Here is a 24,492-nt window from a genome sequence, read left to right on the forward strand (position 1 = left end):
GAAAAGGGCCGGGGACAGTGGAGCGCAGGTTTCAGGGCGAAAGCCTGAACAAGGTGGATGGAAAGGGTCGGGTTTCGATTCCGGTCAAGTTCCGCCGTGTGCTTCAGAATTCCGACAAGGATTGCACCCCCGGAAACGCGCCGCGCCTCTATATCGCCTATGGCGACCCCAAGAAAAATTACCTCGAATGTCTCTCGGGCAATGCCTATGATGAGATCGACGAGATGATCCAGGGCGAGCGCCGCGGAACGCCGCTGCGCAAGGCGCTGGAATACCTCTATTATTCGAAATGCGACGAGACAACAGTGGATGATACCGGTCGTCTGGTGTTGCCGCCTGCCGCGCGCGACAAGATCGGGCTGGATGGCGAGGCGCTGTTTCAGGGCAAGGGCGACCAGTTCCACATCCTGCATCCCGATCAGGCCCGCGAAGCGGAGGACGACATCGAGAAACTTCTCGCCTCGCTCGGCGATGACGACGAATTCTTCGATCCCCTCAGTCTTGTCGGCAAACCAACACCGGGAGAGGCCTGATGGCCGGCCCGGCATCCGACACCCCGGCGGCCGAGCCTCATATCCCTGTCCTGCTGGAGGCGATCCTGAAGGCGGTCGCACCGGTGCAGGGGGTCTGGCTAGACGGCACGTTCGGCGCGGGTGGGTATTCCCGCGGCCTTCTGGCCGCAGGGGCCGCGCGGGTGATCGGCATCGACCGCGATCCGCTTGCCTTTGAAATGGCCACCCCTTGGGCGGGCGCGTTTGGCGACCGGCTGATCCTCGTCGAAGGCACGTTCTCGGACCTGGACCGTCACGCGGCGGAGGCGGGCTATCCGCAGCTTGATGGCGTGGTGCTGGACCTTGGTGTTTCCTCCATGCAACTCGATCTTTCCGAGCGCGGGTTTTCCTTCATGCGTGACGGGCCGCTCGACATGCGCATGGGGCGGGTGGGGCCGTCTGCCGAAGACCTTGTGAACGATGCCCCCGAGGGTGCCTTGGCCGATATACTCTTTCACTACGGCGAGGAACGCGCGTCCCGACGGATCGCCAAGGCCATCGTCAAGGCCCGGACGGAAGAGCGCATCTCCTCCACCCTGCACCTGGCCAAGATCGTTGAAAAATGCCTGCCGCGCCCGAAACCGGGCCAAAGCCACCCGGCGACCCGCAGCTTTCAGGCCATCCGCATCGCGGTGAACGATGAATTCGGGCAACTGGTCGAGGGGTTGATGGCCGCAGAACGCGCGCTGGCTCCCGGCGGGCAACTGGCCGTTGTGACCTTTCATTCACTGGAAGACCGCATCGCCAAGCGCTTCTTGCAGGACCGTGCCAGTTTCGGCGGTGGTGGGTCGCGCTACGCCCCGGCCGAGGCCGAGCGGGAACCGGGGTTCATCCTGACACCGCGCCGTGCCATCGCGCCCGATGCCGATGAAATCAAACGCAACCCGCGCGCGCGGTCGGCCAAGCTGCGGGTCGCCCGCCGCACCGATACGCCTGCCGCTGCCCCCCTGGCCGACGTGCTCGGCCTGCCACGCCTGTCGGAGATCCTGTAGCCATGCGCGGTTTCGTGACCATCCTCGCCGCCATTGCCGTGATTGCCCTTGGATACTGGGCCTATCACCAGAACATCCAGACCCAGCAAGCGCTCAGAGAGGTCGAGCGCTTGCAACGGGCGATCGGCGTTGAACGCGAGCGGCTCGTGGTTCTGCGCGCTGAATGGGCCTATCTCAATCGCCCCGACCGGCTGCGCGAACTGGTGGATCTGAATTTCGACCGGCTGAACCTGCTGCCGCTGCGCCCCGAACAATTCGCGGTGATGGACGAGGTCATCTGGCGTGAGGATATGCCCGCCGCCGCCGAAACCGAAGGCGAGGAAGACATCCTTTACAGCGCGTCCCAAGCGGAGGAGCGGCCATGACCCGTCGTATTGCCCTGCGGCCGCTGGCCCGCATTCTGGAAGCGCGTCGCACCGGCGAGAACCCGGACGAGATCGAACGCGAAAACCTGCGCCTGCGCCACGAACAGATGCGCGACAAGCTGCGGCTGCGCGCCGAAAGCCGCCTGTTGATGCTGGCCTGCTGTTTCTGCGCGGCGTTTCTGGCCGTGGGCGTCAAGATGACCGCGCTGGCCACATCGGTGCCGGAAGAGCCCAGCATCAACACCTCGCACAGCTCCATCACCTCGACCCGCGCCGATATCGTCGACCGCGAGGGGCGCGTGTTGGCAACAAACCTTGTGACCAACGCCCTTTACGTCCACCCGCACGAGTTGATCGACCCCGAGGCCGCCGCGGCGGGGCTGGCCGACATTTTCGACGATCTGGACGAAGAGACCCTGCTGCGCCGGTTTCGCTCCGGCTCTCGCTTCATGTGGGTTCGCGGTTCGATCTCGCCGGAACAACAGCAGCGCGTGCATGATCTTGGCGAGCCGGGCTTGCTGTTCGGCCCGCGCGAGATGCGGCTTTATCCCAACGGGGCGGTGGCGTCGCATGTTATGGGCGGCGCGCGCTTTGGCGAGCAGGCGGTGAACGCTGCGGAAATCCTGGGTGTTGCCGGTGTCGAGGCCGAATTCGACGAAGACTTGCGCGACCCGGCCCGCAATGGTGCCCCGCTGGAATTGTCGCTAGACCTGACCGTGCAGGCCGCGGTGGAAGAGGTGCTGGCGGGCGGAATGGGTCTGATGCAGGCCCAAGGTGCCTCGGCGGTGCTGATGGATGCTCATACCGGCGAAGTCATTTCGCTGGCCTCGCTGCCCGATTTCGATCCGAACGCCCGGCCTGCCGCGCTGACCGAGGGCGACCCGTCGCAAAGCCCGCTGTTCAACCGGGCGGTGCAAGGGGTCTATGAACTCGGCTCGACCTACAAGCTTTTTACCATCGCGCAGGCGCTGGAAGATGGGCTGGTGACGCCGACGACGATGATCGACACCCGCGGGCCGCTGCGTATGGCGGGGTTCGAGATCGGCGATTTTCACAACTATGGCAACAGCTTGTCCGTGCGTGACGTGATGGTGCGCTCGTCCAATATCGGCACCGCGCGGATTGCGCAGATGATCGGGCCCGAGCGTCAGCAGGAATTCCTTGGCGCGCTCGGATTGCTTGACCCGATTGACTTCGAAATGATCGAATCCCGGCAGGGACGGCCCATCGTGCCATCGAACTGGGGGCAGCTCTCGACCATGACCATCTCTTTCGGTCACGGAATTTCGGCCACGCAACTGCATTTGGCGTCGGCCTATGCCAGCCTGTTGAATGGCGGCACCCGGGTGCGCCCCACGCTGCTGCGCCGCGATGACCCGCAACAGGGCGAGCGGCTGATTTCCGAGGAAACATCGCGGATCTTGCGCGCGATGGTGCGCGACGTGGTGGCCGATCCTATCGGCACGGCCAACCTCGGCGAGGTTCCGGGGTACGAGGTCGGAGGCAAGACCGGATCGGCCGACAAGCCCAACCCACAGGGCGGTTACTACGATGACCGGGTGATTGCGACTTTTGCTTCAGTCTTCCCGGCGCATGACCCGCGCTACGTTCTGGTGGTCACGCTGGACGAGCCAAGCATTGATATCCTTGGCGAAACCCGGCGCACGGCAGGTTGGACGGCCGTGCCGGTGGCCGCCGAGGTGATCCGCCGGGTCGCGCCTCTTCTGGGTCTGCGTCCGCAAGACGTTGATCACGAGGCCACCTATCAGCTATCCAGCGCCTCACAATAGGTTGAGACTCGCGGGCGCGTGCGCCGCAGATGAGGGGGGCAGATGGCGTCCGACAAGAAACCGCTCTCGGCGCTTGGGCTGACCGCGACGCGTGGCGGCGATGTGGCGGTCACGGGCGTTTCGCTCGACAGCCGCGACGTAAAGCCGGGGCATCTGTTCGCGGCATTGCCCGGAACGCGGGTGCATGGCGGCGAATTCATTCAGTATGCCCTGCGGATGCGGGCGGGCGCCATCCTGACAGACCGCGTCGGCGCCGAGATCGCCGCACAGGAGTTGGCCGCCAGCGAGGCGGCCGTTGTCGTTGTCGAAGACCCCAAGGCCGCTTTCGCCCATGCCTGTGCGCTCTGGTTCGGCGCGCAACCCGAAACCGTCGTGGCCGTCACCGGCACCAATGGCAAGACCAGCGTGGCAAGCTTCACCCGCCAGATCTGGGCCGCCTTGGGCCATGAGGCCGCGAATATCGGCACCACCGGCGTCGAAGGAGCGTTTTCCGCCCCCGGCATCCACACCACCCCAGATCCGCTGACGCTGCACCGGTTGCTGTCGAACATGGCGGCGGCGGGGGTCAGCCATTGCGCGATGGAGGCGTCCTCCCACGGGCTGGATCAGCGGCGAATGGAGGCGGTGCACCTGGCCGCCGCCGCCTTCACCAATTTCACGCAGGATCACCTTGATTACCACGGCACCATGCAGGCCTATTTCGACGCCAAGGCGCGGCTCTTCACAGAATTGCTGCCCGAAGAGGCGGCCGCCGTCATCAACCTTGACGATCCCAAGGGCACAGAGTTGGTGCTGGTTTGCGAGCGGCGCGAGATCGAGGTTATCACCGTCGGCCAATATGCCGAAGACGCACGGCTCAAGATCACCGGGCGGCGGATGGATGAAGCCGGGCAGGATGTGCTCTTTCGCTGGCAGGGGCAAAGCTATCAGGCGCGGCTGGATCTGATCGGCGCGTTTCAGGCGATGAACGTGCTGACAGCGGCGGGGCTGGTCATTGGCGCGGGCGAGGATGCCGAAGCCGTGTTCTCGGTGCTGCCGCGCGTCACCGGCGTGCATGGGCGCATGGAACTGGCCGCGCGCCGCGAAAACGGCGCGCCGATCTACGTGGATTATTCGCACACGCCTGACAGTATCGAAACGGCGTTGAAGGCGCTGCGCCCGCATGTGCTCGGGCGTCTGATCATCGTTTTCGGGGCAGGGGGCGACCGCGACCGCGGCAAGCGGCCCCTGATGGGCAAGGCCGCGTTGGAACATGCCGATTTGCTGATCGTGACCGATGACAATCCCCGCAGTGAAGACCCTGCCGCCATTCGCAAGGAGGTGCTGGCCGGCTGTCCGGGGGCAATCGAAGTGGGGGATCGGGCCGAGGCGATCCTGCGCGCGGTGGATGCGCTTGCGCCCGGTGACGCGCTGCTGATCGCGGGCAAGGGGCACGAGACCGGGCAAACCGTGGGCGATGTCGTCTATCCTTTTGACGACGTTGAACAAGCGTCGGTCGCCGTCGCCGCACTGGAGGGCAAGATATGACCCCCCTCTGGACTGCTGCCGATGCCGCGGATGCCACTGGCGGACGGGTTCAGGGCGACTGGCAGGCGACCGGGGTTTCCATCGACACGCGGACGATCCAGCCGGGTGACCTGTTCGTGGCCCTCAGGGCCGCGCGGGACGGGCATGACTTCGTCGCGCAGGCGCTGGACAACGGCGCGGCGGCTGCACTTGTCAGCAATGTGCCCGATGGCGTGCCCCCGGACGCGCCCCTACTGATCGTGCCGGACGTGCTGCACGGGCTGGAGGCCCTTGGCCGGGCGGCGCGGTCCCGCACCGACGCCACCGTCATCGCCGTTACCGGCTCGGTCGGCAAGACCACCTCCAAGGACATGCTGCGCACGGCACTGTCGCAATTGGGCCGGACCCATGCCGCCGAGGCGAGCTATAACAACCATTGGGGCGTGCCGCTGACGCTGGCGCGGATGCCCGCCGAGACCGAGTTCGCGGTGATCGAGATCGGCATGAACCACCCCGGCGAAATCGCGCCGCTGTCGCGCCTTGCCCGCCCGCATGTCGCGGTGATCACCACCGTCGCCGCAGTCCATCTGGAGGCATTCGAGTCCGTTGATGGCATCGCCCGTGAAAAGGCGGCGATCTTCGACGGTTTGGAGCCGGGTGGTCTTGCCGTCATCAATGCCGATATCGACACCACGCCGATCCTGCGGGCCAAGGCCGAGGCCATGGGCGCGCGGATTCTTTCGGTGGGCGCGGCGCCCAAGGCCGATGCCCGGCTGGCGACCGTGACATTGAGCGATGAGGCAACCGTTGTTCAGGCCGACCTTGGCGGCGCCCCGCTGCTCTTCAAACTCGATGCGCCGGGGCGGCATCTGGCGCAGAACGCTCTGGCGGTGCTGGCGGTGGTCGATGCGCTCGGGCGCGATATGACCCGGCCCAAGATGGCGCTGGCCGCATGGCAACCAGTCGATGGGCGCGGCAAGCGCGAGCGGATCGTTCTGAACCCCACCGACGATCAGGCGGTGGACCTGATTGACGACGCCTTCAACGCCTCGCCTACCTCGGTCGCGGCCAGCCTTGACGTGCTCGCCGCAGCAACACCACCGGGCAAGGGGCGCCGGGTCGCTGTATTGGGCGATATGCTGGAACTTGGTCCGACGGCACCCGCCTTGCACGCCGGGCTGGCGAATCTGCCCGCGATGGCCGCGATTGACCTTGTCTGCACCTCTGGCCCGCTGATGGCGCATCTCGACGCGGCGCTGCCGTCCGCCATTCGGGGGCTGCACACGGACACGGCCGAGGACATGGCCAAACAGCTGCCCGCGCTGCTCTGGCCCGGCGATATCGTGCTGATCAAGAGCTCAAAAGGCTCAAAACTATCGCTAGTTGTTGACGGCTTGCGAAAATTGGGTCAAGCGGCCCGGCAAACCCAAGAGGATGCCCGCTAGATGCTATATTGGCTGAACGCGCTGTCGGATGGCGGCGACTTCTTCAATCTGTTTCGTTACATCACCTTTCGGGCTGGTGGCGCGTTCTTTACGTCACTGGTATTCGGTTTTGTCTTTGGCCGCCCCCTGATCAACCTGCTGCGCCGCAAATACAGCAACGGCCAGCCGATCCGGGAAGACGGCCCCGAGAGCCACCTCGCCACCAAGGCGGGGACGCCGACCATGGGGGGGCTGCTGATCCTGGCAGCGCTGACCCTGTCCACCCTTTTGTGGGCGCGGCTGGACAACGGATATGTCTGGCTGGTGCTGTTCGTGACCGTGGCCTTCGGGATCGTGGGCTTTCTCGACGATTACGCCAAGGTCAGCCGCAATTCGACGGCCGGGGTGCCGGGCAAGGTGCGGTTCGGGATCGGGTTGGCGATTGCCGCGATCGCGGGCGTAGCGGCGATGTATCTGCATCCTGACGAGTTGTCGGGGCAACTGGCTTTCCCTGTGTTCAAAGAGCTTTTGCTGAACATGAGCTGGCTGTTCGTGCCCTTTGCCATGATCGTCATCGTGGGCTCGGCCAACGCGGTGAACCTGACCGATGGGCTTGACGGGCTGGCGATCATGCCGGTGATGATTGCGGGCGGCACACTCGGGGTGATCGCCTATGCCGTGGGCCGGGTCGACTTTACCGATTATCTGGATGTTCACTACGTGCCGGGCACCGGAGAGCTGTTGATCTTCACCGCCGGGTTGATTGGCGGCGGGCTGGGGTTCTTGTGGTATAACGCGCCGCCCGCAGCGGTTTTCATGGGCGATACCGGCTCTCTCGCGCTTGGCGGCGCGCTTGGCGCGATTGCCGTCTGCACCAAGCACGAGATCGTGTTGGCGATCGTCGGCGGATTGTTCGTGGCCGAGGCGCTGAGCGTGATTATCCAGGTGCTCTACTTCAAACGCACTGGCAAACGCGTGTTCCTGATGGCGCCGATCCACCACCATTTCGAGAAACGGGGGTGGGCCGAGCCGCAGATCGTCATCCGCTTCTGGATCATCTCGCTGATCCTTGCCCTGATCGGTTTGGCGACGCTGAAATTGCGCTGAGCGGGCGCCTTGTCGCGCTCGGACCGCGTCGATCACGTCGCATTTTGCCCCGGTCGGTGCCCCCGTCCGGGGCTTTTCGCATCTGGCCTCTGGCGGGATGCCTCCGGCGGGAGTATTTCAGCCAAGAAGAAGATGAAGGAGGTCACATGATCCCGGTTCAGGGCGTCGAGGGAAAAACGGTTGCGGTTCTGGGCCTTGGGCGGTCGGGCCTGTCGGCTGCGCGGGCCTTGCGGGCCGGCGCGGCCAAGGTGCTGTGCTGGGACGATGGCATGGCCGGGCGCGAGGCGGCTGAGGCCGAAGGGTTCGACGTGCTGGACCTGGGCCGTGGCGGTGCGCTGGAGGGGGTGGACCTGCTGATCACCAGCCCCGGCATTCCGCATCTTTATCCGCAGCCGCACAAGGTATTGGCGGCGGCCTATGAGGCGGGGGTGCCGGTCGACAACGATATCGGGCTGTTTTTCCGCTCGCTCGGGCTGGATGGGTGGGAGGATCTGGACACGCCGCCGCGTGTCATCGCGGTGACGGGGTCGAACGGCAAATCGACCACCTCGGCGCTGATCGCGCATATTCTGGAGGAAAACGGCACTCCGGTGCAATTGGCGGGCAATATCGGGCGCGGGGTTCTGGATATCGAACCGCCCATGGATGGCGAAGTGATCGTGTTGGAACTGTCGAGTTACCAGACCGATCTGGCGCGGGCGCTGACCCCGGATGTGGCTGTTTTTACAAACCTTTCCCCGGATCATCTGGACCGGCATGGCGGTATTGGCGGCTATTTCGCGGCCAAGCGGCGGCTGTTTGCCGAAGGCGGGCCGGATCGGGCGGTGATCGGTGTGGATGAGCCGGAGGGGGCCTATCTGGCCGGGCAGATGAGCGAAAGCGCCGAGGATGGCCGGTTGATCCGGGTCTCTGCGACGCGAAAGCTGAGCGGACCGGGCTGGTATGTCTTTGCCCGCACAGGGTTTTTGACCGAGTGGCGTAAAGGGCGGCAGGTGGCGTCGATTGATCTGCGCGAGGTTGCGGGGCTGCCGGGGGCGCATAACCATCAGAACGCCTGCTGTGCCTATGCCGCCGTCCGGGCACTCGGGATCGCGCCGCGGGTGGTGGAGAAATCCTTTCATAGTTTCAAAGGCTTGCCACATCGCTCGCAGGTTGTCGGGGAAAAGGACGGGGTCCGCTTCGTCAATGATTCCAAGGCCACGAATGTCGATGCCGCCGCCAAGGCGCTGGCGGCCTTTCCCAAGGTCCGCTGGATCTGTGGCGGGCTGGAGAAAGACGGTGGGCTGGAGGGGCTGAAACCGGCCCTTGGATCAGTGGTGAAAGCCTATGTGATTGGCCGGGAAGCGAATGAATTTGCAATGAAAATCAATGACGTAGAGGCCGAGGTTTGCACCACCATGGCGCTGGCCGTGGAGCGCGCTGTCGCCGAGGCGCAGCCGGGGGAGGTGGTGCTTTTGGCGCCCGCTGCGGCGAGCTTCGATCAATATGACAACTTCGAAAAACGTGGCGAGGATTTCACCGCCGAGGTGCTGGCCCGGATCGGGTGATGTCGCCCGAAAAGAGGGTGTTGCCACGCGTACACCCCCTGTGCGCCCCCCGTACACCCCCTGTACACCGGTTTGGCAGTTTTGGGTGGGGCAGGTGGAAACCTTGCCCGTGCCAAATTCTCGACAAACTGCGGCGACAGGGTGGGGCGGTGACCGTTCAGGAGTGCCCATGCCCCGCGTCTCTGTCTTTGTCGATGGTGAGAATATCTCGTCGGTCCATGCGCTTGCGATTCTGGACGCGGCGCAGGGTCTTGGAGAGGTGGACTATCTGCGGGTCTATGGCGACGCGGGATTGGTTCAAGGGTGGGAAGACGTCCCCGGTTACCGGCTGATCCATTCCGGCCGGGGCAAGAACGCGGCTGACCTGTTGCTGACCGTCGATGCGATGGAGCGCGCCTTTTCCGGCCAATGCGACGGCGTCGTGATCGCAAGTTCCGACGGGGATTTCCGGCATCTCGCGGAACGGTTGCGGGAACGCGGCCTGAGCGTGCTTGGCATGGGGCAGGAGAAAGCCGGGCTGAGGTTCAAGGCGAGTTGCACCCGGTTCAAGGCGTTGCGCCCACCCACCAGCCAGCGTGCGGCGGTCGCTGTTGCAGACCCGTCGGTTGCAGCTTTGGTCAGCGAGGTACCGCAAACGCCGCCCAAGCCGGCGGGCAAGGTTGGCAAGCTGAACCAAAAGGTCGTTGCGGCGATCAACGACCATGGGTGCCCGGAGACGGGGATCGACCTTGCGACCCTGAACAGGGTGCTTTTGAAGGAGCATCGGGTCGCTATCGGGAGCTATCCCGAGAAGACGTGGCGCGGGTATTTGCAGGCGCGCGCGAACCTGTTCGATGTCGATCCGAAAGGTCCGAATGCGAAGGTGCGCCTGCGCAGGGTGGGCCCGGCTCTGGCGGCCGAGTAGTCCGCTGGTCAGTGCGCCATCGACATTCGAGTGCGGCTTTGCGGGATCCCCGCTTTCGCGGGGATGACACGGAAGGCAGGGACGACAGGACAGGTGGCGCGGGGGCTATCCGACTGCCACCAGCACCGAGCCAATAGCCACGAGGGCGACACCGCCCCAGCTGACGCCTGACATGCGCTCGCCCAGAAAGATCGCGGCGATGATGGCGACGAAGACGACCGAGAGCTTGTCGACCGGGGCGACGCGGCCCGCGTCGCCCAGTTGCAGGGCGCGGAAGTAGCACAGCCAAGATGCCCCGGTGGCCAGACCCGACAGCACAAGAAACAGCGCGGTGCGCGGGGTGATGTCGGTCAGGCCGTGGGTCTTGCCTGTGGCGAAGACCAATAGCCCGAGTGCGGCCACGACGACGATGGTGCGCAGAAAAGTGGCGAGGTCCGAGTCGATCCCCTCGACACCGATTTTGGCGAATATCGCGGTAAGGGCGGCGAAGATGGCAGCGAGCAGTGCCCAGATCTGCCAGCTTGTCGTCAAGTGTGCCATTGGCTTTTCCCTTGCTGCTGTGATGTGATGCGCGAAGCCTTGCACAGCGGGCGGTCTGACCCAAGCGGCAATCCGCGCAATCCCTGCGCAAGGGCCCGGCCCCGGCGTGGGCAATGGCTGATGCGGGCCGGTTATCAGAGGCGCCGCGCCGGGCCCTGTGCGGGGGCCTTGCAAGCACCGCGATGCCTTGGGCCACGCAGGGGCTGACCCGTGGGGGCCGTGAGAATCCCTAGCCCCAAGCGCCGTTTCGCGCTAGACTCGCCCACAGACCCGGAAAAACCGGGCGGGCAGAGGCAAAAATCAGGCGGTTCCCATGACGGAAATGGCGCATGGCACGGTACTCGTGCAGTCGGGCGAGGCGATTCTGCCCCGCTGGTGGCGGACGGTTGACCGGGGGACGCTGGCCGCGATTCTGGCCCTCTTCCTGATCGGGTTGCTACTGGGCTTCGCGGCCTCGCCGCCGCTGGCCGAACGCAACGGGCACGATCCCTTTTACTACGTTACGCGACAGGCGGTCTTTGGCAGCGTGGCGATGGTGGCGATGGTCCTGACCTCGATGCTGAGCCCGACGCAGGTGCGCCGACTTGGCGTGCTGGGGTTCTTCGGGGCCTTTGCTGCACTGGCGCTGCTGCCGGTTTTCGGCACCGATTTCGGGCAGGGCGCGTCGCGGTGGTTTTCGCTCGGCTTCGCCTCGGTGCAGCCGTCGGAGTTTCTGAAGCCTGTCTTCGTGATCTTCACCGCGTGGCTGGTGTCGGCCAGCCAGCAGATCAACGGCCCGCCGGGCAAGACGCTGTCGCTGGTGGTGACCATGATCATCATGGGGTTTCTGGTGATGCAGCCCGATTACGGGCAGGCGGCGCTGGTGCTGTTTGCGTGGGCGGTGATCTATTTCGTGGCGGGCGCGCCGATCTGGATTCTGGGGCTGGTGGCGGCCATGGTTTCGGGCGGCGGCATCCTGGCCTATTCCAGTTCCGAACATGTGGCGCGGCGGATCGACGGGTTCCTGTCGGCCGAGGTCGACCCCAACACGCAGCTGGCTTATGCGGCGAACGCGATCCGCGAGGGCGGGATTTTCGGCACCGGGCTTGGAGAGGGGTCGGTCAAGTGGACGCTGCCCGACGCGCATACCGATTTCATCATCGCGGTGGCGGCCGAGGAATACGGGGTTATCCTGGTCCTGCTGATCATCGCGCTGTTCAGCACCGTGGTGCTGCGCGGGCTGTTCCGGCTGATGAAGGAACGCGATCCGTTCACGCGGCTGGCGGGGACCGGTCTGGTCTCGCTGTTCGCGTTGCAGGCGATCATCAACATGGGCGTGGCCGTGCGGTTGTTGCCCGCGAAAGGGATGACGTTGCCCTTCGTGTCCTATGGCGGCTCGTCGCTGATTGCGACGGGGGTTGCAGTCGGGATGCTTCTGGCGTTTACGCGGTCGCGCCCGCAGGGCGAGATCGGCGACATCCTTCTTCATCGACACAGGTAAACGCATGGCGAAAGCCCCTCTCTTGATTATCGCGGCTGGCGGCACGGGTGGACATATGTTCCCGGCGCAGGCGCTGGCCGAGGCCATGATCCGCAAAGGCTGGCGGGTGCGCCTGTCGACGGATGCCCGCGGTGCGCGCTATGCGGGCGGTTTTCCGCATGTGGTCGAGATCCGGCAGGTTGCGTCGGCCACGTTTGCGCGTGGCGGGGTGCTGGCCAAGCTGGCCGCGCCGTTCCGCATTCTGGGCGGCATCGCGGCGGCCACTTGGGCGATGCTGCGCGACAAGCCCGACGTGGTCGTGGGCTTTGGCGGCTATCCCAGCATTCCGGCACTGGCGGCGGCGTGGATCACGCGGGTGCCGCGGATGATCCATGAGCAGAACGGGGTTCTGGGCCGGGTTAACAAGCTTTTTGCCAAGAAGGTCGACATCGTGGCCTGCGGCACCTGGCCGACCGCGCTGCCCGAGGGCGTGGCGCATGAGCATACCGGCAACCCGGTGCGCGGTGCGGTTCTGGATCGTGCGGGCGCGGCCTATATTCCGCCGGGCGACTACCCCATGAGCCTGCTGGTGATCGGCGGCAGCCAGGGCGCGCGCATCCTGTCGGATGTGGTGCCCGAGGCCGTGGGCCGCTTGCCCGAGCATCTGCGCCAACATTTGCGCGTGGCGCAGCAGGCGCGGCCCGAGGATCAGGACCGGGTGATCGCGGCCTATTACCAGATCGGGGTGAACAGCGAGGTCGAGCCATTTTTCCGCGACATTCCCCGGCGGCTGTCCGAGGCGCAACTGGTGATCAGCCGCTCGGGCGCGTCGTCGGTGGCCGATGTGTCGGTGATCGGGCGACCGTCGATCCTGATCCCCTATGCCGCCGCGACCGCCGACCACCAGACCGCCAATGCGCGCGGGCTGGTCGAGGTGGGGGGGGCGATCCGCATTCCCGAAAGCAAGTTCACGGCGCAGGCCTTGGCCGAGGCAATCGAGACCGTGCTGAGCCAGCCCGAGGCCGCCCTCCAGATGGCGCAGGCTGCGCTGTCGGTGGGGATGCCTGACGCGACCGGGCGGCTTGTTGCGCTGGTCGAAGGGCTGGCCGAGGGGGGCCGTAAATGAGCGCGCGGATCGGCCCCGACCTGAGCCGGGCCCTTGGCCCGGCCAGCGCCCGACCCGCCCCCCACGGGGCGAGCGCGTCACGCCCACCCCGGCAGGCCGGGCGCTGCCAGCTGGCACCCTGTCTCCGGGCTGAACTTACAAAGGACACCGCATGAACGCCGCCGTTACCAAGCTACCGACCCAACTTGGGGCCATCCATTTCATCGGCATCGGCGGCATCGGGATGTCGGGGATCGCCGAGGTTCTGCTGAACCATGGCTACACGGTGCAGGGATCTGACCTGAAGCCGTCGAAGATCACCGAGCGGCTGGATTCGTTGGGTGCGCGGATCTTTATCGGGCAAGCCGCCGAGAACCTTGAAGAGGCCGAGGTGGTGGTGATTTCATCCGCGATCAAACCCGGCAACCCCGAGCTTGACGCGGCGCGCGCCAAAGGCCTGCCGGTGGTGCGCCGGGCCGAGATGCTGGCGGAACTGATGCGCCTGCGGTCCAACATCGCCGTGGCGGGAACCCATGGCAAGACGACCACCACGACGATGGTGGCGACGCTGCTGGATGCGGGCGGGGTCGATCCGACCGTGATCAATGGCGGCATCATCCACGCCTATGGTTCGAACGCGCGGGTGGGGCAGGGGGAATGGATGGTGGTCGAGGCCGACGAGAGCGATGGCAGCTTCAATCGCCTTCCCGCGACCATCGCCATCATCACCAATATCGACCCCGAACATATGGAGCACTGGGGGAATTTCGACCAGTTGCGGCAGGGCTTTCTCGATTTCGCGTCGAACATTCCCTTTTATGGTCTGGCCGTGTGCTGCACCGATCACCCCGAGGTGCAAAGCCTTGTGGGCAAGATCACCGACCGCCGCGTGGTGACATATGGCTTTAACGCGCAGGCCGATGTGCGGGCGGTGAACCTGACCTACAAGGCGGGCGTGGCGCATTTCGACATCCGTCTTGGCACGGACGAGCCGGTGATCGAGGGCTGCACCCTGCCGATGCCGGGCGATCACAACGTGTCGAACGCGCTGGCGGCGGTTGCCGTGGCGCGGCACCTTGGCATGAAGGCCGCCGAGATTCGCGACGCGCTGGCCAATTTCAAGGGCGTGAACCGTCGCTTTACCAAGGTGGGCGAGGTGAACGGCATCACCATCATCGACGACTACGGCCACCATCCGGTGGAGATCACCGCCGTGCTGAAGGCCGCGCGGCAAGCCACGGAAGGCCGGGTTATCGCCGTGCATCAGCCGCATCGCTACAGCCGCCTGCATTCGCTGTTCGATGATTTCTGCACCTGTTTCAACGAGGCCGACGTGGTTGCCATCGCCGAGGTCTTTGCGGCAGGCGAAGAGCCGGTCGAGGGCGCGACGCGCGACGATCTGGTGGCTGGTCTGGTCGCCCACGGTCACCGTCACGCCCGCGCCATATTGAACGAGGATGATCTGGAACGACTGGTCCGCGAACAGGCGCGACCGGGCGACATGGTGGTCTGCCTCGGCGCTGGCACGATTTCAGCGTGGGCGCATGGGCTGCCTGCGCGGCTGGAGGGTTAGGGCGATGGCACAAGGGCTTGGAGGGTGTTTCAGACCGGGGCCTTTGTGCGCGATACGCCCGGTGTTCCGCATCCGACGCAAGATAGCCGCCCTGCACTTTGTGCCGCCATGCGCCCTGCACGAACCTGAGACCGCAGGCCGTCGCGCATCGCCGGGCCGTCGCCCGGCACGGCGATTTGGCCGCGCTTGGCGCGCCGCCCTGAGCATTTTCGGACAGGTCAGACGCAACGGGCTGCTGCACCAAGGTCGGATCGCGGCACCGCGGCCCGCCGATGCGTGGGCCCCATGCGTTGGGGGGGGAACTCATGGATACCCGGGGACAGAGGCCATGGCATGACCTTGTCCCTTACCCTCGCCTGCGTCTGGGTCGTCGTTGCCACCATCGTGGCCTTTCTGCCGATGCGCTACCAATATGCGCCGGGGCTGGCGCTGTTGATCGCGGCGGTGCCGCTGCTGGTCTTTATCGGCGTGCAGCATGGCGGCTGGATCGTGGTGCTGGCGCTCTTGGCCATCGTGTCGATGTTCCGCCGTCCGCTCTGGGCGCTGGCGCGTCATCTCACCCGGCGCACCGGAAAAGGAGACCCGTGATGCCCCTGTCCCTGACCCTTGCCAGCCTGTGGGGGCTGACCGCCTGTCTTCTCGGGCTTGCCCCCAGCCGCTATCACTGGCCCGCGGCCTTTGCCCTGATTGCGGCGGGCATCCCGTTACTGGGCTTCGTCACAATGCAGGTGGGGCCGTGGTGGGGGCTTGCGTTACTGGGCGCGGGCGTGTCTGTGCTGCGCTGGCCAGTCTACTACGCGGGGCGCTGGCTGCGGCAGAGGATTTTGCGGGGGTAACGAATGGATCCGGATGCGTTGACGATCATGCTTGGCGCGGGCGCGCTGGGCATTGCCATCGGATGGGGCTTTGGGCGCTTTGCCGGGGGCGGTTGGCTGCTGGTGGCCTGCTTGGTGGTGGCGGCGGTTGCGGCGGGGTTGATGAGCAACACCGTTCTGGCCGCGCTTGGCGTGTCCGGCGACCGGTGGGCCTATCTCGGCTATGCGGCGGTGGCGTTTGTGGGGCTTTTGCCGGGGCTGGCCGGAATGGTTCTGGGCGGTGGCTTTGGCCTGTGGTTCGCCAGCCGTGCCGCCCGGCGCACAGGGGAGGTCTGAAATGGGGATCGGACTCTGGGCGTTTGCGGGCGGCTGCGCGTTGTTCGGTCTGCTGGTCGGCTGGGCCATCGGGCGGTTCCTGTCGCGCACCCTGCTGCGGGCGGTCTGGCTGGGGTTGGCGATTACGTTGGTCTGGGGCCTGTTTCCGGCGGTCCAGAATTGGCTGGGCGTCGAGCATGACGGGTTCGATGGCGTGGCGCGGGTGGCGATGGCGGTGCTGTTCATCGGGCCGACATTCCTGGCCTCGCTGCTTGGCGGCTGGCTCGGATTGCGGCAAAAGATGCGCAAATTGGCGGAGTAGACGATGACGCTGACGCTTCCCGAGGTGCGCGGCACCCTGACCCAAGGCAAACCGCTGTCCGAACTGACCTGGCTGCGCGTCGGTGGTCCGGCGGATGCGGTGTTTCAACCGGCGGATCGGGATGATCTGGTGGCATTCCTGCGGGCGCTCGACCCGTCCGTCGCGGTGTTCCCCATTGGCGTTGGGTCGAACCTGATCGTGCGTGACGGCGGTTTGCGCGCCGTTGTGGTGCGCCTTGGCCGGGGCTTCAACGCGATTGAACCGGGCGACGGAACGGTGACGGCGGGGGCGGCGGCGCTGGATGCACATGTGGCGCGCAAGGCGGCGGCGGCGGGGCTGGACCTGACCTTTCTGCGCACCATCCCGGGCAGCATCGGCGGGGCGCTGCGGATGAACGCGGGATGCTATGGCAGCTATGTGGCCGACCATTTCCACAACGCCGAAGCGGTGCTGCGCGATGGCACGGTGGTGATGCTCGGGGCCGACGACATTCATTTCGAATACCGCCAGACCGATCTGCCGCCGGATGCCATCGTGACGCGGGTGACGTTCCGGGCCGAGCCGGGCGACCCGGAAGAGCTGGAGGCGCGGATGGCCGACCAACTGGCCAAGCGCGATGCCACCCAGCCCACCAAAGAACGCAGCGCTGGCAGCACCTTTCGCAACCCGGCCGGGTTTTCCAGCACGGGCCGGGCCAACGATGTGCATGACCTGAAGGCATGGAAGCTGATCGACGAGGCCGGGATGCGCGGTGCGCGGCGCGGTGGCGCGCAGATGTCGGAAAAACATAGCAATTTCCTGCTGAATGCCGGGGGGGCGACGGCGCAAGACCTCGAACAGCTTGGCGAGGAGGTCCGAAAAAGGGTTTTCCAAAACAGCGGAATAGAGCTAGTATGGGAAATCATGCGCGTCGGTGAACCGGCGGGTGACAAGCCGGAGTAACCGGCAAAAACGATAAGCCAGACGGGCGGAAAGCTCGCGGCAGGAATTGAGGCACAGGTGGCGGTGAGTTCGGGCAGAACATCCCCCACAGTTGCGGTTTTGATGGGCGGCCTTTCCTCGGAACGGGAAGTCAGCCTGTCGACGGGGCGTGAATGCGCAACCGCGCTGCGGGACGAAGGATTCCGGGTGATCGAGGTCGATGCGGGCCGCGATCTCGCCGAGCGTATTGTGCAGATCAATCCAGACATTGCTTTCAACGCGCTGCACGGTCGGTGGGGCGAAGATGGCTGCGTGCAGGGCATCCTTGAGTGGTTGAAAGTCCCCTATACGCATTCCGGCGTGCTGGCCTCGGCGTTGGCGATGGACAAGCAACGGTCGAAGGACGTGTTTCGCGCGGCGGGCATTCCCGTGGTCGAGAGCCTGATCCGCTGCAAACCCGAGATCATGGCAGGCCACGTGATGGAGCCGCCCTATGTGGTGAAGCCCAACAACGAAGGCTCTTCGGTCGGGGTCTATATCGTGCAAGAGGCCGCGAACGGCCCGCCACACCTGTCCGAAGACATGCCCGAGCACCTGATGGTCGAGACCTACGCGCCGGGGCGCGAGCTGACGACGACGGTGATGGGCGACCGGGCGTTGACGGTGACCGATATCATCACCGATGGCTGGTACGACTACCACGCAAAGTATTCCGTCGGCGGGTCGCGCCACGAGGTGCCCGCCGATGTGCCGAAAGAGATTTTCGACGCCTGCATGGACCTGTCGGTCGTCGCGCATCAGGCGCTTGGGTGTCGCGGGGTGAGCCGGGCTGATTTCCGGTGGGACGAGGCGAGGGGCCTCGATGGCCTGATCATGCTGGAGGTCAACACCCAGCCCGGCATGACGCCGACCTCGCTCAGCCCTGAACAGGGGCAGATATGCGGCATCGGCTTCGGCCAGATGTGCCGCTGGATGGTGGAGGACGCGTCATGCGACCGCTGATCATCCGCCGTGGCTCTGACATTCCGCGCGATCCGGCGCCGTCCCGGTGGGCGTATCGCGTGCAACGGCTGTGGCTGACGCCGGTCTTCCGCTCGCTTCTGCGGGTGGGACTGCCGGCCTTCGTGATCGTCGGGGCCCTCGGATTTTACGTCTCCGACCCCGCCAATATCCGGCATTTGCAGGACAGCGTGTCCGATCTGCGCCGCTCGATCGAGGACCGGCCCGAATTTCGTGTCAACCTGATGTCGGTCAACGGTGCTTCGCCGGTGCTGGCCGAAGAAATCCGCTCGACGCTGGCGATGGATTTCCCGGTCTCGTCTTTCGATATCGACATGCCTGCCCTGCGTCAGCGGATCGAAGACATCCGCGCCGTCGAGCGGGCCGAGGTGCGGGTGCGCTCGGGCGGGGAGTTGTCGATCAACATCACCGAACGCAGCCCGGCGATGATCTGGCAGGCGCGCGAGGGGCTGTGGGTGATCGACGCGGGTGGCGAGCGGGTGGCCCCGCTGATGGCGCGACCGCGCCTGACCTATCTGCCGGTGATTTCAGGCGACGGCGCGAATGAGGCCGCCGCCGAGGCGATGGCGCTGCTCGCCGTGGCCGAGCCGTTGGGCGAGCGGCTGCGCGGCCTTGTGCGCATGGGCGAACGCCGCTGGGACGTGGTGCTGGAAAACGGCCCGCGCATCCTGTTGCCCGCCGACAACCCGGTGCCCGCGCTGGAGCGGGTGCTGGCGCTGGATGATGCGCAGGAACTTCTGGAACGGGACGTGCTGCGCGTGGATATGCGCGACGGGGATCGCACGGTCCTGCAACTGTCCCCGCAAGCCTTGGCCGAACTGCGCCGGATGCGGGATCTCGATGCGACGATGGGAGAGCGGAACGGATGAGTATGCTGTATCACTCGCAGCGCGCCATGCGCGCCAAGCGCCAGGAGGCCATGCGCCGGGGCGTGATCGCCATTCTCGATATCGGCAGCTACAAGACCTCGTGCCTTGTGCTGCGCTTCGACAGCTCGGACGAGCTGCGCCCCACTGACGGGGTTGGCGCGATGGCGGGGCAGTCGAGTTTCCGCGTCGTGGGCGCGGCGACAACCCGGTCGCGCGGGGTGAAATTCGGCGAGATCGACACCGTTCAGGAAACCGAGCGCGCGATCCGAACCGCGGTGCAGGCGGCGCAGAAGATGGCCGACATGCGGGTCGATCATGTGATCGTCAGCTTCTCCGGTGCGCGGCCCCGGTCCTATGGGCTGGTGGGCGAGATCAGCTTGCAGACCGGCACCGTGACCGAGGCCGACGTGGCCCGTGCCATGGCGGCCTGCGACGTGCCCGATATCGGCGAGGGGCGGGAAGTGCTGCACGCGCAGCCGGTGAATTTCTCGCTCGACCACCGCACCGGGCTGAAAGATCCGCGCGGCCATGTGGGCAACCGGCTGACCGCCGACATGCACATGCTGACGATCGAGGCCCATGCCATCGAAACGCTGCTGCACTGCGTGAAGCGCTGCGATCTGGAACTGGCGGGCGTGGCCTCGTCGCCCTACGTGGCGGGCGTGTCCAGCCTGGTCGAGGACGAGCAGGAGCTTGGCGCGGCCTGCGTCGATATGGGCGGCGGCTCGACCGGGGTGTCGATCTTCATCAAGAAACACATGATCTATGCCGACACCGTGCGGATGGGTGGCGATCACGTCACTTCGGATATTTCGCAAGGATTGCAGATTCCTTTGCCCGATGCCGAGCGGATCAAGACGCGCTTTGGCGGGCTTGTGGCAACCGGCATGGATGACCGCGAGCGGATCGAGCTGGAGAGCGATACCGGCGATTGGGAACATGACCGGCGCTCGATCAGCCGGGCCGAACTGATTGGCGTGATGCGCCCGCGCGTCGAGGAAATCCTCGAAGAGGTGCGCGCCATTCTGGAGGATGCGGGCTTTGACCATCTGCCGTCGCAGCGGATCGTGCTGACCGGCGGCGCCAGCCAGGTGCCGGGGCTCGACCAACTGGCGTCGCGTATTCTGGGCAACCAGGTGCGCCTGGGGCGCCCGCTGCGGGTGCAGGGCCTGCCCCAATCGACCTGCGGCCCGGCCTTTTCGGCCTGCGTGGGGCTGGCTTTGTTCGCCGCCTATCCGCAAGACGAATGGTGGGATTTCGAAGTTCCCGCCGACAAGTATCCGGCCCGGTCCCTGCGCCGCGCGGTCAAGTGGTTCCGCGACAACTGGTAGTGCGCGGCACCGGTAGTTTGCACTGTCTGCGCCCTGCACGCTGGTGCGGGGCTACCTGTATGACCGCTATATGCGGGGGGAGTGGGCAAAATCCCGCCAAAAGGCGTGTGATCTGCCCCATATTTCGCGGTATTTGATGAATTTATGCGTGACGACAGCAAGCTAAGGCTGTAGCATTTATCCCAAATAAGGCAGAAACCGGCTATCCGACACCAAGAGCGGGGCCCTCACAAGAAACCACAGGCGGACGCAATCATGACCCTGAATCTGACCATGCCGGAGCAACCGGACCTGAAGCCGCGTATCACCGTGTTCGGTGTTGGCGGGGCCGGCGGCAATGCTGTGAACAACATGATCGACCAGGCGCTGGATGGCTGCGAATTCGTGGTGGCCAATACCGACGCGCAGGCGCTTCAGCAAGCCAAGGCCAATGCCCGCATCCAGATGGGCGCGAAAGTGACCGAGGGGCTTGGCGCAGGCGCTCGCCCGGCGGTTGGTGCCTCTGCCGCCGAGGAAAGCATCGAAACCATCGTCGACCATCTCGTGGGCGCGCATATGTGCTTTATCACCGCTGGAATGGGCGGCGGCACCGGCACCGGCGCGGCCCCGATCATCGCGCAGGCCGCGCGTGAGTTGGGGGTGCTGACCGTCGGCGTCGTGACCAAGCCCTTCCAGTTCGAAGGCGCCAAGCGGATGCGGCAGGCCGATGAGGGTATCGAGGCGCTGCAAAAGGTCGTCGACACGCTGATCATCATTCCCAACCAGAACCTGTTCCGGCTGGCCAATGAAAAGACCACCTTCACCGAGGCGTTCGCGCTGGCAGACGATGTTCTGTACCAGGGCGTCAAGGGTGTCACCGATCTGATGGTGCGTCCCGGCCTGATCAACCTCGACTTCGCTGACGTTCGCGCGGTGATGAACGAGATGGGCAAAGCCATGATGGGCACGGGCGAGGCCGAGGGCGAGGATCGCGCCGTGCAGGCCGCCGAGAAGGCAATTGCCAATCCGCTGCTCGACGAAATCAGCCTCAAGGGCGCGCGCGGCGTTCTGATCAACATCACCGGCGGCTACGACCTGACCCTGTTCGAACTGGATGAGGCCGCGAACCGCATCCGCGAAGAAGTGGACCCTGAGGCCAACATCATCGTCGGCTCGACGCTGGACACCGACATGGAAGGCAAGATGCGCGTGTCTGTCGTGGCGACCGGGATCGACGCCATCGACGTGCACCAGGACATTCCGGCCCCGATGCGCCGCCTGCACACCGACTCTGTCGCCTCGTCGCGGGGATCGGCTGCCGTTGCCGCCGCCCCGGTAATCGAGGAAGAGCCGGAATACGAAGAGCAGCCGGCCGCCGCTGCGGTACCCGAGCCGAGCCTGTTCACCCGTTTCGACGCCGAAACCGCCCATGAGCAGGCCGAAGATCTGTTCGAAGAAGACGTGCCGAGCCCGGCCTATCGCCCGCAGGTTGCCGAGGCTCCGGCCCCGCAGCAGCCGCAGGCCCGTCAGGCGACCGAGGAAGACTATGTCGCGCCGCGCGCCAATACCGGCCGCGCCTCGCCCGAGACGATGGATCGCCTGCGTGCCGCCATCGCCAAGGACAACCCCGGCGGGCGTGCGCCCGATCCGGAAACCGGCGATGCCACCCGCGGCGCGGGTCGCTTTGGCATCAATTCGCTGATCAACCGGATGACTGGTCATGGCGAGGAAGCCCCGGCGCAACAGCCCCGCCGCCAGCAGCCAAACCTTTCGAGCCACAGCTCGCACGAGGACGATCATGTTGATCCCGAGCAGGATCGGATTGAAATTCCGGCCTTCCTGCGGCGTCAGGCGAACTGATCCCCGTCACAATCAATCGGAAACGGCCAGCCAATCGCTGGCCGTTTTCTTTTTGGATGCAGGGGGTTAACGCCTGTCCGCCAAGCGGGTGGCGAGATTCTGCCGACCCGTCGCGGCTTTGTTGCAGGGAGTCACAATCGTTGAATTGTTAATGACGCGCGCGGAAGGTAAGCCCTTGGTCACACCATCAGGACGTGGTCCGCGACGGTGTTGGGGGACAAGATCAAGGCAGAGCCGGCGTCGCCGCGGCCATGATCGAACCGACAGCTTTGGAGCGCGATTTGCAAGCGACCATCAGATCGAACATACAGTTTACGGGGATCGGGCTACACTCTGGCCGCCCTGTCCGCATGACCATAAAGCCCGCGTCTGCCAATGTGGGCATCTGGTTCCGCCGGGTCGATGTCACCGACCGCGACAACCTGATCGCGGCACGCTACGACTCGGTTCCTCAAAGCCAGCTTTGTACCATCCTGCGCAATGAGGCGGGGGTCGAGGTCTCGACTGTCGAACACCTGATGGCGGCACTTGCGGGCTGCGGTGTGCATAATGCGCTGATCGAGATCGACGCTGGCGAAGTGCCGATCCTCGATGGCTCTGCCGCTCCGTTCGTTCGCGGTATTCTCTCACGCGGGGTGCAGGGGCAGGGAACGCCGATCACCGCGATCGAAGTTCTGAAGGAAATCACCGTCGAAAGTGGCGCCGCCCGTGCCACGTTGCGGCCTGCATCCGCGTTGAAGATGCGTTTCGATATCGACTTCGACGACGCCGCCATTGGCAAGCAATCCCGTGAAACGCTGCTGTGCAACGGCCATTTCGTGCGTGAGCTGTGCGACAGCCGCACCTTCTGCCGTCAGGCGGATGTCGAATTCATGCAAGCCAACGGCCTCGCGCTTGGCGGTGTGCCCGGCGAAAACGCGGTGGTGGTGGATGGCGAGTCCATCGTCAGCCCCGGCGGATTGCGCCACGCGGATGAACCTGTGCGTCACAAGATGCTGGACGCGCTTGGCGATCTGGCCCTTGCCGGGGCGCCGCTGTTTGCCGAGTACGAAGGGGTGCGCGCGGGTCACATGTTGACCAACCAGTTGTTGCGCACGCTGTTTGCCACGCCGGGGGCATGGCGCATGGTGGATTGCACGCCGCAACAGGCCGCAATGCTGCCCGGCGTCAATCTTCACCCCGAGGATCTGGCCGCCGTTGCGTGAAAGCGACCGGGGGTGAATTCAGGCGTTTTGCCCTCAGAATTAATGTGCTAGGACCAAGGTCAGTCAGGGCAGGCCAACGGGCCGCCGAAGGATGAGGCGTGAGGTTTCGAGCAATGGCACGGGGGCGGGGATTGCTGAGATCGGGATTAAAGGCGGGGCTGGCCGTTGTGCTGGTTCTTTCGCTGTCCGCCTGTGCGTCATGGCGCGAACGCAATCGTGAAGTTCCGCTGGAAGAACTTGACGCTCCGACGATCTTCCAGACGGCCGAAGCCCAGTTGGAACGCGACCGGCCCGACCGCGCCGCCGAGACCTTTTTGGAGGTCGAGCGCCTGCACCCCTATACGGATTGGGCACGCCGGGCGCTGATCATGGCCGCCTATTCCTATCATCAGGACCGCGATTACGAGAATGCCCGCGCTGCCGCGCAGCGGTTCCTCGATTTCTACCCGGCGGATGAGGATGCGGCCTACGCGCAGTATCTTCTGGCGCTGTCCTACTACGACCAGATTGACCAGGTCGGCCGCGACCAGGGCCTGACCTATCAGGCGTTGCAAGCGCTGCGTGTCGTCATCGAACGCTATCCGGACAGCGAATACGCGTCGTCCGCGATCCTGAAATTCGACCTTGCCTTCGACCACCTTGCCGCCAAGGAAATGGAAATCGGCCGCTATTACCTGCGGCGCGAGAACTACACCGCGGCGATCAACCGGTTCCGGGCGGTGGTCGAGCAATTCCAGACCACCAGCCACACGCCCGAGGCCCTGTTGCGCCTGACCGAAGCCTATCTTGCGCTCGGCCTACCGCAAGAGGCGCAGACGGCTGCCGCCATTCTCGGGCACAACTTCCAGTCTTCGCCGTTCTACGACGACGCCTTTCGCCTGCTGAACGATCAGGATCTGGCGCCGGAAGCGGCGGGGGAAAGCTGGCTGCGCGAGATCTGGCAACGGACCGTGCGCGGGCAGTGGCTCTGATCCCACGGGGCCATGAGGGCT

Annotated in this window: 24 protein-coding genes; 23 read left to right on the plus strand and 1 reads right to left on the minus strand. The window is 65.2% G+C overall.

All coding sequences use genetic code 11. The features are described from left to right. The first annotated feature begins 17 nt into the window (after nucleotides 1-17). From BKY27_RS13705 to BKY27_RS13745, 9 genes are all read left to right on the plus strand, one after another. Nucleotides 18-533 (plus strand): division/cell wall cluster transcriptional repressor MraZ, encoded by a 516-nt coding sequence (locus BKY27_RS13705; protein WP_071675066.1) that lies wholly within the window; start codon nucleotides 18-20, stop codon nucleotides 531-533. Next, complete coding sequence (rsmH, locus tag BKY27_RS13710; protein WP_071675067.1) at nucleotides 533-1,543, plus strand: 16S rRNA (cytosine(1402)-N(4))-methyltransferase RsmH; 1,011 nt, start codon at nucleotides 533-535, stop codon at nucleotides 1,541-1,543. Before BKY27_RS13705 ends, rsmH begins: the two co-directional genes overlap by 1 nt. A gap of 2 nt (nucleotides 1,544-1,545) precedes the next feature. Beyond that, nucleotides 1,546-1,908: a cell division protein FtsL gene (gene ftsL / locus BKY27_RS13715; RefSeq protein ID WP_071675068.1), complete on the plus strand. Its 363-nt coding sequence runs from the start codon at nucleotides 1,546-1,548 to the stop codon at nucleotides 1,906-1,908. Continuing rightward, nucleotides 1,905-3,698: a peptidoglycan D,D-transpeptidase FtsI family protein gene (locus tag BKY27_RS13720; RefSeq protein ID WP_071675069.1), complete on the plus strand. Its 1,794-nt coding sequence runs from the start codon at nucleotides 1,905-1,907 to the stop codon at nucleotides 3,696-3,698. The genes ftsL and BKY27_RS13720 overlap by 4 nt, the downstream gene beginning before the upstream one ends. 42 nt (nucleotides 3,699-3,740) lie before the next feature. Continuing rightward, nucleotides 3,741-5,225, plus strand: coding sequence for a UDP-N-acetylmuramoyl-L-alanyl-D-glutamate--2,6-diaminopimelate ligase (locus BKY27_RS13725; RefSeq protein ID WP_071675070.1), 1,485 nt, complete (start codon nucleotides 3,741-3,743; stop codon nucleotides 5,223-5,225). After that, on the plus strand, nucleotides 5,222-6,649 hold the full coding sequence (locus tag BKY27_RS13730) for a UDP-N-acetylmuramoyl-tripeptide--D-alanyl-D-alanine ligase (protein ID WP_071675071.1): 1,428 nt from the start codon (nucleotides 5,222-5,224) through the stop codon (nucleotides 6,647-6,649). The genes BKY27_RS13725 and BKY27_RS13730 overlap by 4 nt, the downstream gene beginning before the upstream one ends. Next, nucleotides 6,650-7,735, plus strand: coding sequence for a phospho-N-acetylmuramoyl-pentapeptide-transferase (mraY, locus tag BKY27_RS13735; RefSeq protein ID WP_071675072.1), 1,086 nt, complete (start codon nucleotides 6,650-6,652; stop codon nucleotides 7,733-7,735). Between the two features lie 146 nt (nucleotides 7,736-7,881). Continuing rightward, nucleotides 7,882-9,282, plus strand: a complete 1,401-nt coding sequence (murD, locus tag BKY27_RS13740; protein ID WP_071675073.1) for a UDP-N-acetylmuramoyl-L-alanine--D-glutamate ligase — start codon at nucleotides 7,882-7,884, stop codon at nucleotides 9,280-9,282. Between the two features lie 169 nt (nucleotides 9,283-9,451). Continuing rightward, the gene (locus BKY27_RS13745) at nucleotides 9,452-10,186 is read left to right on the plus strand and encodes an NYN domain-containing protein (protein ID WP_071675074.1); all 735 of its coding nucleotides are present in this window, start codon (nucleotides 9,452-9,454) and stop codon (nucleotides 10,184-10,186) included. Nucleotides 10,187-10,291: 105 nt separating this feature from the next. On the opposite strand, the gene BKY27_RS13750 is transcribed toward BKY27_RS13745, so the two are convergent. Beyond that, nucleotides 10,292-10,726: an EamA family transporter gene (locus BKY27_RS13750; protein ID WP_071675075.1), complete on the minus strand. Its 435-nt coding sequence runs from the start codon at nucleotides 10,724-10,726 to the stop codon at nucleotides 10,292-10,294. A 313-nt stretch (nucleotides 10,727-11,039) separates the two neighbouring features. Between BKY27_RS13750 and ftsW the strand changes: the two genes are divergently transcribed. The 14 genes from ftsW (at nucleotide 11,040) to BKY27_RS13820 (ending at nucleotide 24,471) form a co-directional block, all read left to right on the plus strand. Continuing rightward, on the plus strand, nucleotides 11,040-12,206 hold the full coding sequence (gene ftsW, locus BKY27_RS13755; RefSeq protein ID WP_071675076.1) for a putative lipid II flippase FtsW: 1,167 nt from the start codon (nucleotides 11,040-11,042) through the stop codon (nucleotides 12,204-12,206). A gap of 4 nt (nucleotides 12,207-12,210) precedes the next feature. After that, nucleotides 12,211-13,311, plus strand: coding sequence for a UDP-N-acetylglucosamine--N-acetylmuramyl-(pentapeptide) pyrophosphoryl-undecaprenol N-acetylglucosamine transferase (locus BKY27_RS13760; RefSeq protein ID WP_071675077.1), 1,101 nt, complete (start codon nucleotides 12,211-12,213; stop codon nucleotides 13,309-13,311). Between the two features lie 151 nt (nucleotides 13,312-13,462). After that, nucleotides 13,463-14,863, plus strand: a complete 1,401-nt coding sequence (murC, locus tag BKY27_RS13765) for a UDP-N-acetylmuramate--L-alanine ligase (RefSeq protein WP_071675078.1) — start codon at nucleotides 13,463-13,465, stop codon at nucleotides 14,861-14,863. Between the two features lie 333 nt (nucleotides 14,864-15,196). Then, complete coding sequence (locus BKY27_RS13770; protein ID WP_071675079.1) at nucleotides 15,197-15,451, plus strand: DUF2484 family protein; 255 nt, start codon at nucleotides 15,197-15,199, stop codon at nucleotides 15,449-15,451. Next, nucleotides 15,451-15,699, plus strand: a complete 249-nt coding sequence (locus BKY27_RS13775; RefSeq protein ID WP_071675080.1) for a DUF2484 family protein — start codon at nucleotides 15,451-15,453, stop codon at nucleotides 15,697-15,699. The genes BKY27_RS13770 and BKY27_RS13775 overlap by 1 nt, the downstream gene beginning before the upstream one ends. A gap of 3 nt (nucleotides 15,700-15,702) precedes the next feature. Further along, nucleotides 15,703-16,014: a hypothetical protein gene (locus tag BKY27_RS13780; RefSeq protein WP_071675081.1), complete on the plus strand. Its 312-nt coding sequence runs from the start codon at nucleotides 15,703-15,705 to the stop codon at nucleotides 16,012-16,014. Between the two features lies 1 nt (nucleotide 16,015). Then, nucleotides 16,016-16,315: a hypothetical protein gene (locus BKY27_RS13785; RefSeq protein ID WP_071675082.1), complete on the plus strand. Its 300-nt coding sequence runs from the start codon at nucleotides 16,016-16,018 to the stop codon at nucleotides 16,313-16,315. 3 nt (nucleotides 16,316-16,318) lie between these two features. Next, the gene (murB, locus tag BKY27_RS13790) at nucleotides 16,319-17,257 is read left to right on the plus strand and encodes a UDP-N-acetylmuramate dehydrogenase (protein ID WP_071675083.1); all 939 of its coding nucleotides are present in this window, start codon (nucleotides 16,319-16,321) and stop codon (nucleotides 17,255-17,257) included. 102 nt (nucleotides 17,258-17,359) lie between these two features. After that, nucleotides 17,360-18,238: a D-alanine--D-alanine ligase gene (locus BKY27_RS13795; RefSeq protein WP_233491844.1), complete on the plus strand. Its 879-nt coding sequence runs from the start codon at nucleotides 17,360-17,362 to the stop codon at nucleotides 18,236-18,238. Further along, nucleotides 18,226-19,125, plus strand: a complete 900-nt coding sequence (locus tag BKY27_RS13800) for a cell division protein FtsQ/DivIB (protein WP_071675085.1) — start codon at nucleotides 18,226-18,228, stop codon at nucleotides 19,123-19,125. Before BKY27_RS13795 ends, BKY27_RS13800 begins: the two co-directional genes overlap by 13 nt. Further along, on the plus strand, nucleotides 19,122-20,456 hold the full coding sequence (gene ftsA / locus BKY27_RS13805) for a cell division protein FtsA (RefSeq protein WP_071675086.1): 1,335 nt from the start codon (nucleotides 19,122-19,124) through the stop codon (nucleotides 20,454-20,456). The genes BKY27_RS13800 and ftsA overlap by 4 nt, the downstream gene beginning before the upstream one ends. Nucleotides 20,457-20,711: 255 nt before the next feature. After that, on the plus strand, nucleotides 20,712-22,295 hold the full coding sequence (gene ftsZ, locus BKY27_RS13810) for a cell division protein FtsZ (protein ID WP_071675087.1): 1,584 nt from the start codon (nucleotides 20,712-20,714) through the stop codon (nucleotides 22,293-22,295). A 281-nt stretch (nucleotides 22,296-22,576) separates the two neighbouring features. Further along, a complete protein-coding gene (gene lpxC, locus BKY27_RS13815; protein WP_071675173.1) occupies nucleotides 22,577-23,500 on the plus strand; it encodes a UDP-3-O-acyl-N-acetylglucosamine deacetylase in 924 nt (307 codons plus the stop codon). A gap of 131 nt (nucleotides 23,501-23,631) precedes the next feature. Beyond that, nucleotides 23,632-24,471: an outer membrane protein assembly factor BamD gene (locus BKY27_RS13820; protein ID WP_407668420.1), complete on the plus strand. Its 840-nt coding sequence runs from the start codon at nucleotides 23,632-23,634 to the stop codon at nucleotides 24,469-24,471. Nucleotides 24,472-24,492 lie beyond the last annotated feature (21 nt).

Source organism: Nioella nitratireducens (genome assembly GCF_001879715.1).
Lineage (GTDB): Bacteria > Pseudomonadota > Alphaproteobacteria > Rhodobacterales > Rhodobacteraceae > Nioella > Nioella nitratireducens.

Coding starts and splice junctions, on each gene's coding strand:
- murC (WP_071675078.1), top strand. CDS start 13,463: ATGAACGCCGCCGTTACCAAGCTACCGACCCAACTTGGGGCCATCCAT.
- BKY27_RS13785 (WP_071675082.1), top strand. CDS start 16,016: ATGGGGATCGGACTCTGGGCGTTTGCGGGCGGCTGCGCGTTGTTCGGT.
- ftsZ (WP_071675087.1), top strand. CDS start 20,712: ATGACCCTGAATCTGACCATGCCGGAGCAACCGGACCTGAAGCCGCGT.
- murD (WP_071675073.1), top strand. CDS start 7,882: ATGATCCCGGTTCAGGGCGTCGAGGGAAAAACGGTTGCGGTTCTGGGC.
- rsmH (WP_071675067.1), top strand. CDS start 533: ATGGCCGGCCCGGCATCCGACACCCCGGCGGCCGAGCCTCATATCCCT.
- BKY27_RS13745 (WP_071675074.1), top strand. CDS start 9,452: ATGCCCCGCGTCTCTGTCTTTGTCGATGGTGAGAATATCTCGTCGGTC.
- mraY (WP_071675072.1), top strand. CDS start 6,650: ATGCTATATTGGCTGAACGCGCTGTCGGATGGCGGCGACTTCTTCAAT.
- BKY27_RS13730 (WP_071675071.1), top strand. CDS start 5,222: ATGACCCCCCTCTGGACTGCTGCCGATGCCGCGGATGCCACTGGCGGA.
- murB (WP_071675083.1), top strand. CDS start 16,319: ATGACGCTGACGCTTCCCGAGGTGCGCGGCACCCTGACCCAAGGCAAA.
- BKY27_RS13800 (WP_071675085.1), top strand. CDS start 18,226: ATGCGACCGCTGATCATCCGCCGTGGCTCTGACATTCCGCGCGATCCG.
- BKY27_RS13775 (WP_071675080.1), top strand. CDS start 15,451: ATGCCCCTGTCCCTGACCCTTGCCAGCCTGTGGGGGCTGACCGCCTGT.
- ftsA (WP_071675086.1), top strand. CDS start 19,122: ATGAGTATGCTGTATCACTCGCAGCGCGCCATGCGCGCCAAGCGCCAG.
- BKY27_RS13780 (WP_071675081.1), top strand. CDS start 15,703: ATGGATCCGGATGCGTTGACGATCATGCTTGGCGCGGGCGCGCTGGGC.
- ftsW (WP_071675076.1), top strand. CDS start 11,040: ATGACGGAAATGGCGCATGGCACGGTACTCGTGCAGTCGGGCGAGGCG.
- BKY27_RS13720 (WP_071675069.1), top strand. CDS start 1,905: ATGACCCGTCGTATTGCCCTGCGGCCGCTGGCCCGCATTCTGGAAGCG.
- BKY27_RS13795 (WP_233491844.1), top strand. CDS start 17,360: ATGGGCGGCCTTTCCTCGGAACGGGAAGTCAGCCTGTCGACGGGGCGT.
- BKY27_RS13770 (WP_071675079.1), top strand. CDS start 15,197: ATGACCTTGTCCCTTACCCTCGCCTGCGTCTGGGTCGTCGTTGCCACC.
- BKY27_RS13750 (WP_071675075.1), bottom strand. CDS start 10,726: ATGGCACACTTGACGACAAGCTGGCAGATCTGGGCACTGCTCGCTGCC.
- ftsL (WP_071675068.1), top strand. CDS start 1,546: ATGCGCGGTTTCGTGACCATCCTCGCCGCCATTGCCGTGATTGCCCTT.
- BKY27_RS13760 (WP_071675077.1), top strand. CDS start 12,211: ATGGCGAAAGCCCCTCTCTTGATTATCGCGGCTGGCGGCACGGGTGGA.
- BKY27_RS13725 (WP_071675070.1), top strand. CDS start 3,741: ATGGCGTCCGACAAGAAACCGCTCTCGGCGCTTGGGCTGACCGCGACG.